Raw genomic sequence first — 15052 nt, 5'->3', positions numbered from 1 at the left:
TTAAAAGGGGGAGTATCCTATGAAACTTGACCATGTCGTTTATTTCACATCGAAATGTCCTAGTGACGTCGTTGAAGAGCAGAAGAAGGCAGGCAAACATGCTGTCATCGGTGGCAAACACGAAAAATGGGGGACGCATAATGCATTGATGTACGTGAAAAATGCGTATATCGAATGGCTGTCCGTCGAACGTCCTGAATTTGCGAAGCAAGTCAATCATCCATTGACTCGCTTGCTTCTTCATGACGTCGCTGAACAGGATGGCTGGGGTACATTATGTTTATCCGTGCCGAATATTGAGCAATTTAATGAGGAAATTACAAACAAAGGTTTTGCCACTTCGGGTGTGCTGGATGCGGAGCGTCGGACGGCGAGTGGAGAGCTTAGAAGATGGAAAATGCTCTTCGTCGATCAGCCGATTTCTCATGAACTGCCTTATCCATTTTTTATCGAGTGGGAAACGCCGGAGGAAGAACGGTTTGAACAGTTGCGTGCGGAAGGCACCTTGACTAAAGAGAATGAAGAACTGGAAATTAAGGAATGCATTTTCGGCGTGGAAGACCCGTTGCGGGATATAGGCGAATGGGCGGTCCTTCTTTCACAAAAGGTCGGAGATTCGAATGATATGATGATAGGGAATGTCCGGATGCGGTTCGTCCGTCAAGAAGAGGGGAAGGACAGGTTGAATGATGTTGTTATTGGGAAGAGATAGCGACGGTTATGCGTGAAAAATTGCGTTTATGCGTAAATTACAGGATTTATGCGTAATTCTATGAAGGAAAGCGTTCGTTAATTGCGGGAAGCTTGTGTGAGAGGGGTTTTTGAATGGACATATTAGTAGAATATGCGGTTCTTGTCGGTGTGCAGGAACAGACGAATGAGCATTTTGAATATGAAATGGAAGAATTGAAGAATTTGGCGGAAGCGATCGATGTGCATGTTGTTGGCAGTGTGACACAAAATTTGGAGCGCAGGCACCCGACCCATTATGTCGGGAAAGGGAAAGTATCGGAGATTAAACGATTTTACGAGGAAACGGACGCCAACCTAATTATTTTCAACGATGAGTTGTCCCCGTCCCAAATCCGTAATCTAGAACGAGAGCTTGAAGTGAAAGTCATTGACCGGACAATGCTCATCCTTGATATTTTCGCGAGACGTGCACGGACGCATGAAGCGAGGATGCAAGTCGAATTGGCGCAGCTCCAATATACGCTTCCGCGGCTAGTCGGTTTACGTGCTTCGTTGAGCAGGCAAGGTGGCGGCACGGGCGGAGGATTTCAAAATAAGGGTGCTGGGGAGACGAAGCTCGAGCTCGATCGTCGGAAAATCGAAGACCAGATTTCGAAGCTTCGGAAGGATCTTGACCATGTCCGCGACCGTCGTGATACACAGCGGAAGCAGCGGAAAAGAAGTGGCATCCCGGTCGTTTCAATTGTCGGCTATACGAATGCGGGCAAATCGACGTTGATGAATGCGTTGCTTCGGAAAATGGATGATGTAATATCGAAGCAAGTGTACGAAGAGAATATGCTCTTCGCGACGCTTGACACTTCCGTTAGACGCTTATCACTCGCAGACAATAAGGAATTCCTCTTGACGGATACGGTCGGCTTCGTTTCAAAGCTGCCCCATCATTTGGTCAAAGCATTCCGCTCTACGTTGGAAGAAGCGCGAGGAGCAGACCTTCTCCTTCATGTCGTCGACGTTTCGAATCCTGAGTACAGATATATGATGGAAGTGACGAATGAGACGTTGCAAGACGTCGGAGTAGAAAATATTCCGACCATCAATGTGTTCAATAAATCCGATCTCGCCGGAGTCCCTTATCCACGTGATACTGCGGATAGCGTTTGGATTTCAGCTAAAAATGGTGAAGGTTTAGATGAACTGATTGATTTAATTAAGAAAAAGGTTTTCGAACAATACATTACGTGCAAGCTGCTCGTTCCGTTCGATCGTGGCGATGTCGTTTCCTATTTGAACGATAAAGCGAATGTGAAGAAGACGGAGTACGAAGAAGAGGGCACATTGATGACCGTCGAAATGGACGGCTCCGAACGGGTGAAGTTCGAAGAGTTCATCGTAAGCCACTAACGAAAAGCGGAAGGCGCCTGCTTAGAGGCTACAAGCAAAGCCGTCACGTAGAACGGCTTTTGCGAGTAAAAGCATAGCGTTACGAGCACATCTTTGCTCTGCCGTCACGTAGAACGGCTTTTGCGAGAACAGACCGTCACGAAGAACGGTCTCTGCGAACATAAGCGAAGCGTTGAGAGCAATGTGTTCCTGCGACCCTAAGGGAGCAAAAGCGAAGCGTTGGGAGCAATGGTTTCTGCCAAAGAGTATCATCGACTCGAGCCCCTGGCGCCTGTAGCTGGACATAAAACGAAAAAACCGTACCGTGTGACTCGAAAGTCGCCGGTACGGTTTTTATCTATAAAGAGAAAGGGGGTGGGATGGTACTAGTATCCCCGATTCCCAAAATGTTAAACCTCTTGGAATTGAATATTATGCAGACGGGCAAAAATACCGCCCTTTCGTACTAACTCATCATATTTCCCATCTTCTGCAATGCCATCTTCAGTGACAACAATGACCCGATCGGCATCACGGATGGTTGCTAATCGATGGGCAATGACGAGAGTTGTCCGGTTTTCAGCCAACTCGTTCAACGATTGCTGGATGATCCGTTCCGTTTCCGTATCCAAGGCGGACGTCGCTTCATCCAAAATGAGGATCGGTGGGTTTTTCAAAAACATCCGTGCAATGGCAAGCCTTTGCTTCTGGCCGCCGGATAATTTTAATCCCCGCTCACCGATTTGCGTCTCATAGCCGTCAGGAAGCGAAGCGATGAACTCTTCCAAATGCGCTCTTTTTGCAGCCGCTATCACTTCTTCATCCGTCGCATTCAAATTGCCGTACGCGATGTTTTCCTTAATGGTTCCTGTGAATAAAAAGACGTCTTGCTGCACGATGCCGATTTGTGAACGCAGCGACTGCTGTGTCATATTGCGAATGTCGATGCCATCGATCGAAATGGCCCCGGAATGGACGTCATAAAACCGAGGGATAAGGGAACAGATTGTTGTCTTCCCGGCTCCGGATGGACCGACGAAAGCAATTGTCTCACCGGCTTTAATCGATAAATCAATGCCGTTCAATACATTTTTATTATCATCGTATTGGAAATGGACATCGTCAAAAAGGATATCCCCATGCAAATGGCTGACAGCCTTCGCGCCAGGCCGATCTTTAATTTCCGGCTCTTGTTCAATCAAATCGAGAAATCTACGGAAACCGGCCATCCCTTTCGGATACAACTCAAGTAATGCACTGATTTTGTCGACAGGCTTAATAAGAACATTGACGAAAAGAATGAATGCGACAAGTTCCCCTGGCTTCAGGCTGCCGTTATATGTGAACCATGCGCCGACGACAAGGACGATCAACGTCACGAATCTCGTCATCATATACATGCTCGAATGTGTCCACGCCATGACGTTATAGGCGACAAGCTTCGCAAGTCTGAAACTGCCGTTATCTTTTTTGAATCGCGAAATTTCGAAGTCTTCATTTGTGAACGATTTAACAACCCGCGCACCCGACACCGAATCTTCGACACGCGCATTGACGTCAGCGATTTTTCCATACATATTTTGCCACGCTGCATTCATTTTAATATTACAGAACGTCACAAGTACAATGAGAAGTGGCACCATGCAAATCGCAATGACAGCAAGTTCAGGATTAATCGAGAACATAAGAATGAAAGCCCCGATCATCGTCATGACCGCAATGAAAGCATCTTCCGGTCCGTGATGGGCAAGCTCACCGATGTCAAACAGATCATTCGTAATCCGGCTCATAATATGTCCTGTTTTCGTGTTGTCGAAAAATCGGAACGACTGGCGGTGGACATGATTGAACAGCTCCTGCCTCATATCTGTCTCGATATTGATGCCGAGTTTATGCCCTAAATAACTGACGATGTACTGCAGGAATGTGCTAAGCAAGTAGACGAGAAGCAAAAGAATGCTCGTCGTGACAATCATTCCCCAATCGCCCGAAGGCAATAATGTATCGATGAACCATTGCACCGCCATCGGGAATGCCAATTCGAGTAGAGCGACGAAAATGGCGCTGGAAAAGTCGATAATGAATAGCCGTTTATGCGGCTTATAATAGGAAAAGAATTTTTTTAGCATACGATGATGTCCTTTCTGTATCCCCGTTATTATAGCCGATTTTAATTCAAAGTGGTATGAAAAGTTTCAGAAATCGAAATAGTTTAGAAGGGTGAGAAAAGACATAGATTGTTTTTATGGTAGAAAAGATTCAAAAACGAGAAATTCCTAAAAAAGGTGGAACCCTTTTCCTTTCTTACCGTATGATTAGTCGTAACAGAAATAGAAACAAAGAAGGGAAGCGAATCAGATGAAAAAATGGCTAAAGGGTCTTGGTGTAGGCGTGCTTGCACTAGGATTGGCAGCTTGTGGGTCTGAAGCAGAGCCGAAAAAGGACGAAGCAACCGGTGAAAAAGTTGAGCTTACCAACAAAAGTGAGATGACGGCGGAGGAAGTATATAACAAAGCGATGGAAGTGTCTGCAGAACAAAAAAGCATGCATGCAGTCATGGATATCGACCAAAAAATCTCCATGGCAGGTCAAGAACTTGAAATGGATTCCAAAATCAAAATGGATATGGACGTGATCGTCGAGCCATTGGCAATGTACCAGAAGATGAACATGGACATGGGCGACATGGGTTCAATGGACATGGAAATGTACATGAATGAATCAGGCTTCTATATGAATGACCCTGAATCAGGCCAATGGGTCAAGCTGCCAAATGACTTGTATGAGGAAATGATGGCGGGAATGGGCGGCGAAACAGATCCTACATTAGATATGAACTTGTTCAAGGAATTCAAGGAAGATTTCAAGTTCGAACAAACGGATGATGAGTACATCTTAACGCTTGCCGCTTCTGGCGACAAGTTCAGCGGGCTAATGAAAGAATTGATGGGATCGGCTCTTCCAGCAGATATGGAAATGTCTGATGAGGAAGCGGAAATCTTGAACAATATGGACGTGAAAAGCTTGAATGTCGTCATTAACATCGATAAAGAAACATTCTATACGAATGCATTTGATTTAGACATGGACATGACGATGAAAATCGAAGAGGAAGAAATGCGCATCGTGCAAAAGATGAAATCAGTCATTACGAAAATCAACGAGATCGATGAAATCGTCATTCCTCAAGAAGTCATCGACGAAGCAGTCGATTTGGAAGAAATGATGCAAGGTCAAGAGGGTTAATATGCAAACGGTCATGGACAGCTGTCCATGACCGTTTTTTTTATGAATAGAGTCTTCAGCAATCCTCCGCTTTTGTTATCGTCTAGACTCCGGGCGCTGGAAGGATGCCTTAATTTCTGCAAAGACCGCAGAAATACGGCAAATCGAACCCTTCGTAGTTCGATTGGTTCGGGGTCATAAGTCACCTCTAGGCAGGCGCACTCCGCTTTTGTACTGTTAAAATCTTGCCACAATTGTTGCAATCCGCGTCATGACTGCTTTTGGACAGCTTCCTATCCATTTGAGGTATTTTAATTGATAATCATTTTCAACTATCAGTTGACACCTTATCCATAACTGCTATAATTGGGTTTGTAGCTAATTGATAATGGTTTTCACTCAGAAGATTCTCAGTTAGGCAAATATTCGATATCGGAGCTCTACCTCATGAAAATACGTTATTTATTCATAGCACTTATAGGATTATCCTTCCTATCGTTATTCGTAGGAGTGAGCTCGATCAAACCGACCGATCTCCTCGATTTCGGATCGGAAGAAACAGAGATTTTCCTCATTAGCCGCATACCGAGACTCGTCGCGATTTTACTCGCTGGGGCGGGGATGAGCATCGCGGGTCTCATTATGCAACAACTGAGCCGGAATAAATTCGTTTCGCCGACGACTGCTGGGACACTGGACGCGACCCGGTTAGGCATTTTGGTTTCGATGTTATTGTTCACCAATGCATCGACGATTGAGAAAATGGTTGTGGCGTTCATCTTTGCGCTTGCCGGGACATTGCTGTTCATGCAGATCCTCGACCGGATCAAGTTCAAGGACGCGATTTTCATCCCGCTCGTCGGGCTCATGTTTGGGAACATCTTGTCATCGATCACAACATTCTTTGCATATAAGTCGAACATTATCCAAAATATGTCCGCCTGGCTGCAAGGTGACTTTTCGATGATCATGTCAGGTCGATACGAACTCCTCTACATAAGCATCCCGGTGCTGATCATCACTTATTTTTACGCAAATCGCTTTACGGTTGCGGGAATGGGTGAGGATTTCTCGAAAAACTTGGGACTTGCGTATAAGCGGATTGTCAATATCGGTCTCATCCTCGTCGCCCTTGTGACAACAACTGTCATTTTGACGGTAGGAATGATTCCGTTTCTCGGTTTGATCATCCCGAATATCGTGTCGATTTTCCATGGTGATCACTTGAAGAAAACATTGCCGCACACCGCTTTATTAGGTGCGATCTTCCTCCTTATATGTGATATTTTGGGCAGGGTTCTCATCTATCCATATGAGATTTCCATCAGTTTGATGGTCGGTGTCATCGGAAGCGGTATATTCCTCTACTTGTTGTTTAGGAGGAAGGCATATGCGTGATTCTACTAAATTGATTATTCTAGTTGTGCTAGCTGCAGTTTCGTGTTCGTTGTATTTATTCCACGATTTGAATGGCAGTTTTGACTATGCACTTCCTCGCCGCGGCATTAAAGTGATCGCAATGGCGTTAACGGGAGTCGCGATTGCGTATTCGACGGTTATTTTTCAAACGATTACACATAATCGAATCTTGACCCCCAGTATAATGGGATTGGATTCCTTGTATATTTTGCTTCAGACAGTCGTAATTTTCTTCCTTGGATCGAACCATATAACGATTGTTAACAAACATGTAAATTTCATTTTATCCGTTTCGACAATGATTGTATTCGCGCTCGTTTTGTACAGGTTCCTCTTCAAGAGGGGCGGTCAGCCGATTTATTTCCTGCTACTTATCGGAATTATCGTCGGGACGTTTTTCCAAAGCATTTCGACGTTTCTGCAAGTGCTGATCGATCCAAATGAATTTTTGCGAGTGCAGGATAAAATGTTCGCGAGCTTCAATAATATTAGCGGGGAATTGGTTTGGTGGGCGCTTGGCATTGTCGTCCTCACATTTATCGTCGGTCGGCGGTCGTTCAGTGATCTCGATGTACTGTCGCTTGGCAGGGATACTGCCATCAATCTCGGTGTTAACTATGACAGGGTCGTCAAATTGATGTTAGTCCTCTCCGCGATTTTAATTTCCGTTTCAACGGCGCTCGTTGGACCGATTACATTTTTTGGACTGATCGTCGCAAACTTGTCTTATCAATTTTTCAAAACATATAAGCATTCCGTTCTGATTGCGGGAGCATCCGTTATGAGTATCATCGCACTCGTCGGTGGTCAATGGGTCGTGGAACGGGTTTTCACGTTCTCGACGACGCTTAGTGTCATCATCAACTTTATCGGCGGTGTGTATTTCATCTATTTACTATTAAAGGAGAGTCGATCCTCATGATCCAAGTCCGTGAGTTGTCAAAGTTCTATGGGAAAAAAGCGGTTGTTGAAAAGGTGAATGTCAATATCCATCGTGGAAAAATCACTTCCTTCATCGGCCCGAATGGAGCTGGTAAGTCAACGCTTCTATCGATGGTCAGCCGTCTCATTGACGCGGACACGGGTGAGGTGCTCGTAGATGATGACCATGTCCACAAAATGAAGTCAAACGAGTTTTCAAAGCGCGTCTCCATTTTGAAACAATCGAACTTCATGAATGTCCGTTTGACAGTCCGTGAACTCGTGTCGTTTGGACGATTCCCATACTCGAAAGGGAAGTTGAACGCTGAGGATTTGCGCATTGTCGATCAGGCGATGGATTATATGGGCCTAATGGAAATGCAACATGATTATATGGATGAACTGTCAGGCGGGCAACGTCAACGGGCATTCATTGCGATGGTCATCGCCCAGGATACCGATTATATATTGCTAGATGAACCATTGAATAACTTGGATATGAAGCATTCCGTCCAAATTATGAAGATTTTACGCAGATTGGTCGATGATCTCGGAAAGACCGTTGTCATCGTCCTTCATGACATCAACTTTGCATCCGTCTATTCCGACCGCATTGTCGCGTTGAAAAACGGGCGTGTCGTCAAAGACGGACCGACCGATGAAATCATCAACTCGGATGCATTGAAAGAGATTTATGACATGGATATACCGATTAAACAAATGAATAATTGCCGAATTTGTGTGTATTTTAATTCTTAAAAATAAAAGGATGGTTTGGATGAAAAAGCTTACAATGACGTTACTGCTTTCAGCTCTTATGGTTGTACTTGCTGCTTGCGGCGGAAATGATAAAGAAGGCAAAACAACAGGTTCCACTGTAAATGAATCAGGCGAAACGATAACAATCGAGCATGAGCTAAGCACTGAGCCTGTCGAAGTGCCGAAAAATCCGGAGAAAGTAGTCGTTTTCGACTTTGGAACACTTGATACAATGGATGCACTCGGAATTGAAGTAGCAGGTTTGCCAAGAGCGAATGTACCAGGTTACCTTTCGAAATACGATGATGATAAATACGTAAACCTTGGCAGCTTGAAAGAGCCAGATTTCGAAGCGATTCACGCAATGAAACCAGACGTCATCTTTATTTCAACACGTCAAGCTGAACTATATGACCAATTCGCTGAAATCGCACCAACGATTTATGTAGGCCTTGACTACACGCATTATATGGATTCTTTCAAACATAATGCGGAAATGATCGGTGAAATCTTCGGTAAGGAAGATGAAGTGAAATCAGAACTAGCAACGATTGATGAAGACATCGCTGCTATCCATGAAAAGGCAGCCGAAACCGGTTCAAAAGCGCTTGTCGTGCTGGCGAGCGAAGGCAAAGTGAGCGCATACGGTCCGAATTCACGGTTCGGCTTAGTCCATGACGTATTGGGCTACAAACCGGTAGACGAGAAAATCGAAGTGTCTACACACGGCCAAAATATTTCATTTGAATACATTTTTGATAAAAACCCTGACGTCCTATTCGTAATCGATCGCGATGCGGCTATCGGCAACGGTGCAAGCGCAAAAGACTCGATTGAAAACGATCTTGTGAAAAAGACGTCAGCTTATAAAAACAATAAGATTGTCTATTTGAATGGGGAGTACTGGTACTTATCAGGCGGCGGATTGCTGTCCATGAAAGAGATGATTAAAGAGGTAGAAGCAGGACTATAAGTTTCATTTAAAATGCTTGTTCACGACCAGTGAGCAGGCTTTTTTTATTGTACGGATAGGAGATCAGCCTATTATGCTATGATAAAACTAAAAGTAGTGATTTGAGGTGGCATGATGGAATTGGACTATGATGGAAAAGTCGACGTGAAAAGTGGAAACATTCGGTTCGACGGTGACATCCGGATAAGCGGAGACGTGGAAAATTCCATGTTCGTCGGAGCGAGGGGGAAGGTTTTCATCGCGGGAGCTGTCCAAAAAGCGACTGTCGAGGCAGGTGCTTCGGCCATCATCGAAGGGAATGTCCTTTCGTCCACTGTAACGGTCGGTATGCACGAAGTGCTGGAAGAAGAGCTTGCAAAGCAGTTACACGGGTTGCTTTCCTATTTGGAGAGAATGAACGATGCACTTCTTGAACTTATTCAAACTCGGGACGCTCAACTTGCGGAAATCGATGCACGTGAATTGAAAGAGCTTGTTCGGGTTATCCTAAAAGAGGAATATTTGGATTTCCAAGACGAAAAACTCGCGTTCATTCAAAAAGTAAAAAACCATTCAAGCCAATTAACGTCGTGCTGGGAGCCGGTCATCGAGAAATTGTACAGCGTCTTTACGGATACTTCGTTAACTGTCGTAAAGAACGGTGAGGAATTCTCGAAGTTTCTGGAGGAGGCTTATACGCTAATTGAGCGTTTTTCGGCGAGGGAGTGCCGAGAGTCGTACTTGAAGATCCCGTACGCCATTAACAGTGTCCTCTCATGCAATGGGAATATTGAAGTGACAGACGCTGGCCTTTCCAATTGTTCTGTTCATGCGGAAAAACAACTGTCTGTAGAAGGGTGCTGCCGTGGTGGTCTCATTTTTGCCGGTTCCAAGGTATCGATTAAAGAAACCGGTTCCCCTACAGGTGTGAAGACGGTTATCAAAACGGGAAAGGATGGCACCGTTACGATCGGCCTTGCCCGGTTCGGCACCGAGATTTGGATTGGGGACGACGTCCATCATATCGATGTAGATACGTTAGGGGTCCATGCTCGTATGGTCGATGGCGAACTGCGGATTCATTGAAAAACATATTGTGCTCGTAACTGACCCGGAGTATAATGACAAGTGTCAAGACACCAAAAGATTACAACGAAGGGCAGACTGAATTTGAACAATAAAAAACGCGGAATCTCCCGCAATAAATTACTCGTCATTTCCGGAACAGGCTGGATGTTCGACGCGATGGATGTGGGTATCCTGTCGTTTGTCATCGCTGCGATTTCGGTCGAATGGCATTTGTCCGCTGCGGAAATGGGCTGGATCGGGAGTGTAAACTCGATTGGTATGGCATTCGGTGCATTTGGCTTCGGATTGCTCGCAGACCGGATCGGTAGAAAAAATGTGTTCATGATGACGCTCGTGCTCTTTTCATTGGCGAGTGGATTATCGGCATTGACGACGACGCTTACCGTATTCCTGATTTTGCGCTTTTTCGTAGGAGCAGGTCTCGGAGGCGAACTTCCTGTCGCTTCGACGCTCGTTTCGGAAAGCGTGTCTGCAAAAGAACGTGGACGCGTCGTCGTCTTATTAGAAAGCTTCTGGGCTGCGGGATGGCTCGTAGCGGCATTGCTCGCGTATTTCATCATCCCGGAATACGGCTGGCGGATTGCATTGATCTTAACGGCATTGCCTGCCTTTTACGCTATTTACTTACGGCGGAATTTGCCCGACTCTCCGAAGTTCGTTGAGGAAGGGAAGCCGAAGCAATCACTGGGAGACAAGCTGAAGCTGATTTGGTCCAAGCCGTACGCGAAGAAGACGACGATGCTATGGATCGTCTGGTTTACCGTCGTGTTTTCCTATTACGGCATGTTCCTTTGGCTGCCGAGCGTCATGGTCATGAAAGGATTCGATATGATCCATAGCTTTAAATACGTGCTCATTATGACGCTTGCGCAATTGCCGGGCTACTTTACGGCAGCTTGGCTCATTGAGAAGGCGGGGCGCAAATTTGTGCTATCGACGTTCTTGATCGGAACAGCGGTGAGCGCGCTGCTATTCGGAAATGCGGAATCGTTGACAACGCTACTCGTTTCGGGCGCGTTCCTTTCATTTTTCAACTTGGGAGCATGGGGAGCGCTGTACGCCTATTCGCCGGAACAATATCCGACGTCCGTCCGCGCGACCGGCTCGGGCATGGCAGCGGCAGTCGGTAGGATCGGCGGCATTTTCGGGCCGATGCTCGTTGGCTCGATGTTAACCGCTGGCTACGAATTCGGTTTGATTTTCGGCATATTCTGCGGCGCTATCATTATCGGAGTCCTCGCGGTAATTTTGTTAGGAACGGAAACAAAACAATTGGAATTGGAATGACTGAAAGGACTGCCGCGGCAGTCCTTTTTGGTTGGAAAAGTGTCGCGCGCTCAAAGCAAGCTCCCGCTCACCTAAACTCAACCTCTCCTATCGGACATTACAATAAATTGAAACTTCCAATCGATTCCATTCGTATTAGTCGTATAGAGAGAGGGGATGTTGATATGTCAGTCAAGAACTTCAATGTGTCGATTTCACCAAGCGAAGCGGTGGACATCATTCAATCGGAAATCCTCCGCGGCAGCATTAGCGGTACGCTCGTCGACCATTACGTCAGAACGACCGGGTCGGCGGAATTCCATGTCCTCATTATGGAGAAATACTATATGCGGTCGAATAACAGGGCTTCGGTCACCGCAACAATCGATAATTTCGATGGAAAAACACGGGTTCACGTCGTGGCGGCGGGGAGTTCAGAAGGCGTTTTCTTCCGATTCGATTGGGGAGCGGGCAATAACTTTGCGACTAGCGTAGAGCGAGCGTTGGGGCAATATATAGTTGGGGGCGGATGAATTGATTCAAGAGGTCATGAAATACTATTTTACAGAACCGGTTACACGCCACGAAATTTTGCGGGACAAGGACAGACTCGTTGCAGAGGTGGAAGTGGATGGGGAAACGTATTTCCTGAAGGGCGAAAAACAATTGGTTGCCTTTATTGAGAAAGTCATTACTTTCACGACCTTCATGAATAACGCTAGATTGCCGTTCATCGTGTCAGAGAAAACGATAGAGGGAAATGGATATGTTGAACATGAAGATTTGGTTTTTATTCTCGAACGAAAAGGGGACGGTAAGGAGATAAAACGTCTCCAGCTGTCCCATATTAAAAAGATTGGAAAAATGCTCGGCATGCAGCACACAGTCTCTTCCGCAACTGACTTCCGCTTCGGGACAGGAACAAGCTGGGGCATGTTCGGCGGAAATAAAACCGATGCGCTCGGCGATTATGATGAAAATGAATTGAGCTATTTGGATCTCATTCAATGTGTTGAGGAGACGGGAATGTATAACGCAGAACTGACCACGTTAAAAGAGTTGTATCAGTTCAGAAGATCCCAATTGAAAGAAGTATGGGATTCGCTTCCATCGGGTCCGGTGCAAGGAGATTTCTGTCCCTATAATCTTTTATTCCAACAAAACAAAATTTCTACCGTCTTTGACTACAATATCGCAGGGGATGAAGTCTTCATTAATGAATGCATAGGCGTTGCAGTTTTTTTAGTTTGGCACCATGACTTCGAAGGAAATGAAACCCCGGAGGAACGTTATCATGCATACATAGAAGCTTATACATCACAAAGACCTCTGTCTGATCGCGAACTCGAAATGGTTCCACATCTATTCGCAATCATCCGCGCATTTCGATATGATCGGGTAGACGAAGGAATCGAGAAGATCAAACAAGGCAATGGAAAAGCATTTTTAGATGAAACAATTCTACTATTGCAAGGCTGAAAGGGGTGCGCCTGATGTTTCGAATACCTGAATCGATCGCTGATATAGGCAGGGAGCGGATCGAAGGATTTCCGGTCGAGGGGTTTGTTTATGGGGAAGGTCTGCAGAAACCTGAACTGATGCTGATCGGCGAGGCGCCGGGGGAGTTTGAGATTGTGGACGGCATACCTTTCGTCGGAAGGGCAGGCAAGGAATTGATGAAGTCGCTCGATTCGATCGGATTGACGCGTGAGGATGTGTATATAACGAGCGCGGTTCGGAGCAGGCCTTTTAAATGGGGCGAGAAACGGGAGAGGGACGGAACGTTGACGAAACGGAAATACAATCGGCCGCCGACACAGAAAGAGATACTGGCGCATGCACCGGTGCTCGATTATGAGCTAGCCAATATCGAGCCGAAGCTGATCGTGGCGCTCGGCAATGTCGGCTTACAGAGATTGCTTGGCAAAGACGCGAAAGTGACGGAGCTGCACGGACAGTTGTTGGAGCGACCGGTGCAGTATCTACCTGATCTCGACAGCACGGCGTTCAAGTGGACGGACCGCTTGTATCGGATTGTCCCGACCTTCCATCCCGCAGCCGTCTTTTATCGGCCGTCGCATCGACCGGACTTGGAAGCAGATTGGTTGAAGATTGGACAGTACTTGGGGGAATTGCGAAATGAATGAAACATCATATCAACGTATTCTTATTATTGGTTGCAGCGGTGCAGGAAAATCGACATTATCGGTTGCACTTGCTGAACGACTGCAATTACCGGTCCTTCATTTGGACACCCTTTTTTGGAATGAAGGCTGGGTACCCACCCCGAAGCCAGAATTTCGGAAACAACTTCAAAGCGAACTAGAGAAGCCCGCATGGATCATTGATGGAAATTTCAACTCCACCATTGAGATGCGGGCTCGCTATGCTGATTTGATTATCTTCCTCGACTTTCCGAACTGGTTATGCCTGTCCAGGGTTTTCAAGCGGAGATGGATGTATCGGGGGAAGACACGTCCTGACATGGCGGAAGGCTGCGAGGAAAAGGTTGATTGGGAGTTTGTGAAGTTCATCTGGACGTATTCGAAAAAGAAGCGGCCGGGTGTATTGCAAATGCTTGATCGTGCAGATGCAGAAGTGCTCATTTTGAAATCACCAAGCGAAGTGGAGAGATGGTTGGCAACATTGGCTTAGGGGGGAATTGAGTGAAAAAGGGAATGTGGATTGGCATTGGTTTATTCGCCGTTGTGTGGATAGTTTTAGCGACACTATTTTTCCCGTATTCATTTTTTAGCGTCTATAAATCCGTTTCGGTTCAAACGGAACTTCCTATTTTACAAGACTACAAAATGAAATTGTATGAGTTTAAGAAGGTGGATGAAGAGAATGAAGGATGGGATCTGCTAAAGGATAAGAGAGTGGATCGGGTAAAGTTTAATACTGAAACCATTTTAAAGACGTTTGAAATGGATATGATGACGACTTCTAGAGCGAAAATTAGTAAACGAGACTTAAATGAGATGTTTGATAATGTCAGAAGCTTGCGAAAAACACTATTGTATATCAATTTTAATGAAGAACTTAATTATGAATCTAAAAAGTATCTCGATGCAGCTTTGCGATGGTGCTTAGCTGCCGAGGACGAAATTGTGAGGTTGAAAAGTTCCCCTTATTATACGAGATTCCAATTAATCGATGAAATCGAGGTTATTCAAAATGATGTTAGAATGAGCTTCGATATGTATAGGCAATTTTATCATGCTTATTATTGGTATGAGGGAGAATAAATCGCCTGGACTAACGTTTATGCGCAAGTTCTACAGTTTATGAGTATTTATAAGGATTTATGCGTGAGTTTTTTCGATTATGCGTAATTGTACGGAT

The 15052-nt window shown here is 45.6% G+C and carries 15 protein-coding genes; 14 read left to right on the top strand and 1 reads right to left on the bottom strand.

The window, feature by feature from the left end:
* Window positions 1-19 precede the first annotated feature (19 nt).
* Together MHZ92_RS03235 and hflX are read left to right on the top strand one after the other, a co-directional pair.
* On the top strand, window positions 20-712 hold the full coding sequence (locus tag MHZ92_RS03235) for a VOC family protein (RefSeq protein ID WP_239430114.1): 693 nt from the start codon (window positions 20-22) through the stop codon (window positions 710-712).
* A gap of 113 nt (window positions 713-825) precedes the next feature.
* Complete coding sequence (gene hflX / locus MHZ92_RS03230; protein ID WP_239430113.1) at window positions 826-2097, top strand: GTPase HflX; 1272 nt, start codon at window positions 826-828, stop codon at window positions 2095-2097.
* 389 nt (window positions 2098-2486) lie between these two features.
* Here hflX and MHZ92_RS03225 read toward each other — a convergent pair whose 3' ends face one another.
* Complete coding sequence (locus MHZ92_RS03225) at window positions 2487-4205, bottom strand: ABC transporter ATP-binding protein (RefSeq protein WP_239430112.1); 1719 nt, start codon at window positions 4203-4205, stop codon at window positions 2487-2489.
* Between the two features lie 229 nt (window positions 4206-4434).
* On the opposite strand from MHZ92_RS03225, the gene MHZ92_RS03220 reads away from it, so the two are divergent.
* The 12 genes from MHZ92_RS03220 (at window position 4435) to MHZ92_RS03165 (ending at window position 14955) form a co-directional block, all read left to right on the top strand.
* A complete protein-coding gene (locus MHZ92_RS03220) occupies window positions 4435-5322 on the top strand; it encodes a DUF6612 family protein (RefSeq protein ID WP_239430111.1) in 888 nt (295 codons plus the stop codon).
* Window positions 5323-5748: 426 nt separating this feature from the next.
* A complete protein-coding gene (locus tag MHZ92_RS03215) occupies window positions 5749-6699 on the top strand; it encodes an ABC transporter permease (RefSeq protein ID WP_239430110.1) in 951 nt (316 codons plus the stop codon).
* Window positions 6692-7642 (top strand): iron chelate uptake ABC transporter family permease subunit, encoded by a 951-nt coding sequence (locus MHZ92_RS03210; protein WP_239430109.1) that lies wholly within the window; start codon window positions 6692-6694, stop codon window positions 7640-7642. Before MHZ92_RS03215 ends, MHZ92_RS03210 begins: the two co-directional genes overlap by 8 nt.
* Window positions 7639-8400 (top strand): iron ABC transporter ATP-binding protein, encoded by a 762-nt coding sequence (locus MHZ92_RS03205; protein WP_239430108.1) that lies wholly within the window; start codon window positions 7639-7641, stop codon window positions 8398-8400. Before MHZ92_RS03210 ends, MHZ92_RS03205 begins: the two co-directional genes overlap by 4 nt.
* Window positions 8401-8419: 19 nt before the next feature.
* Window positions 8420-9373, top strand: a complete 954-nt coding sequence (locus tag MHZ92_RS03200; RefSeq protein ID WP_239430107.1) for a siderophore ABC transporter substrate-binding protein — start codon at window positions 8420-8422, stop codon at window positions 9371-9373.
* Between the two features lie 114 nt (window positions 9374-9487).
* A complete protein-coding gene (locus MHZ92_RS03195; protein WP_239430106.1) occupies window positions 9488-10438 on the top strand; it encodes a FapA family protein in 951 nt (316 codons plus the stop codon).
* Window positions 10439-10585: 147 nt separating this feature from the next.
* Complete coding sequence (locus tag MHZ92_RS03190; RefSeq protein ID WP_239430485.1) at window positions 10586-11728, top strand: MFS transporter; 1143 nt, start codon at window positions 10586-10588, stop codon at window positions 11726-11728.
* Between the two features lie 164 nt (window positions 11729-11892).
* Window positions 11893-12240, top strand: a complete 348-nt coding sequence (locus MHZ92_RS03185; RefSeq protein ID WP_239430105.1) for a DUF6054 family protein — start codon at window positions 11893-11895, stop codon at window positions 12238-12240.
* 1 nt (window position 12241) lies between these two features.
* Complete coding sequence (locus MHZ92_RS03180) at window positions 12242-13186, top strand: phosphotransferase enzyme family protein (protein ID WP_239430104.1); 945 nt, start codon at window positions 12242-12244, stop codon at window positions 13184-13186.
* 14 nt (window positions 13187-13200) lie between these two features.
* Complete coding sequence (locus tag MHZ92_RS03175) at window positions 13201-13854, top strand: uracil-DNA glycosylase (RefSeq protein ID WP_239430103.1); 654 nt, start codon at window positions 13201-13203, stop codon at window positions 13852-13854.
* Complete coding sequence (locus MHZ92_RS03170; RefSeq protein WP_239430102.1) at window positions 13847-14362, top strand: AAA family ATPase; 516 nt, start codon at window positions 13847-13849, stop codon at window positions 14360-14362. Before MHZ92_RS03175 ends, MHZ92_RS03170 begins: the two co-directional genes overlap by 8 nt.
* Window positions 14363-14373: 11 nt before the next feature.
* On the top strand, window positions 14374-14955 hold the full coding sequence (locus MHZ92_RS03165; protein WP_239430101.1) for a hypothetical protein: 582 nt from the start codon (window positions 14374-14376) through the stop codon (window positions 14953-14955).
* Window positions 14956-15052 lie beyond the last annotated feature (97 nt).

This window comes from Sporosarcina sp. ACRSL (assembly GCF_022346605.1).
Lineage (GTDB): Bacteria > Bacillota > Bacilli > Bacillales_A > Planococcaceae > Sporosarcina.
This window is presented reverse-complemented; position numbering and strand designations above follow the sequence as displayed.

Bases quoted from the DNA above. Each gene is read 5' to 3' on its own strand.
- MHZ92_RS03205 (WP_239430108.1), top strand. From the start codon at position 7,639: ATGATCCAAGTCCGTGAGTTGTCAAAGTTCTATGGGAAAAAAGCGGTT.
- hflX (WP_239430113.1), top strand. From the start codon at position 826: ATGGACATATTAGTAGAATATGCGGTTCTTGTCGGTGTGCAGGAACAG.
- MHZ92_RS03210 (WP_239430109.1), top strand. From the start codon at position 6,692: ATGCGTGATTCTACTAAATTGATTATTCTAGTTGTGCTAGCTGCAGTT.
- MHZ92_RS03215 (WP_239430110.1), top strand. From the start codon at position 5,749: ATGAAAATACGTTATTTATTCATAGCACTTATAGGATTATCCTTCCTA.
- MHZ92_RS03185 (WP_239430105.1), top strand. From the start codon at position 11,893: ATGTCAGTCAAGAACTTCAATGTGTCGATTTCACCAAGCGAAGCGGTG.
- MHZ92_RS03195 (WP_239430106.1), top strand. From the start codon at position 9,488: ATGGAATTGGACTATGATGGAAAAGTCGACGTGAAAAGTGGAAACATT.
- MHZ92_RS03200 (WP_239430107.1), top strand. From the start codon at position 8,420: ATGAAAAAGCTTACAATGACGTTACTGCTTTCAGCTCTTATGGTTGTA.
- MHZ92_RS03175 (WP_239430103.1), top strand. From the start codon at position 13,201: ATGTTTCGAATACCTGAATCGATCGCTGATATAGGCAGGGAGCGGATC.
- MHZ92_RS03225 (WP_239430112.1), bottom strand. From the start codon at position 4,205: ATGCTAAAAAAATTCTTTTCCTATTATAAGCCGCATAAACGGCTATTC.
- MHZ92_RS03220 (WP_239430111.1), top strand. From the start codon at position 4,435: ATGAAAAAATGGCTAAAGGGTCTTGGTGTAGGCGTGCTTGCACTAGGA.
- MHZ92_RS03190 (WP_239430485.1), top strand. From the start codon at position 10,586: ATGTTCGACGCGATGGATGTGGGTATCCTGTCGTTTGTCATCGCTGCG.
- MHZ92_RS03235 (WP_239430114.1), top strand. From the start codon at position 20: ATGAAACTTGACCATGTCGTTTATTTCACATCGAAATGTCCTAGTGAC.
- MHZ92_RS03170 (WP_239430102.1), top strand. From the start codon at position 13,847: ATGAATGAAACATCATATCAACGTATTCTTATTATTGGTTGCAGCGGT.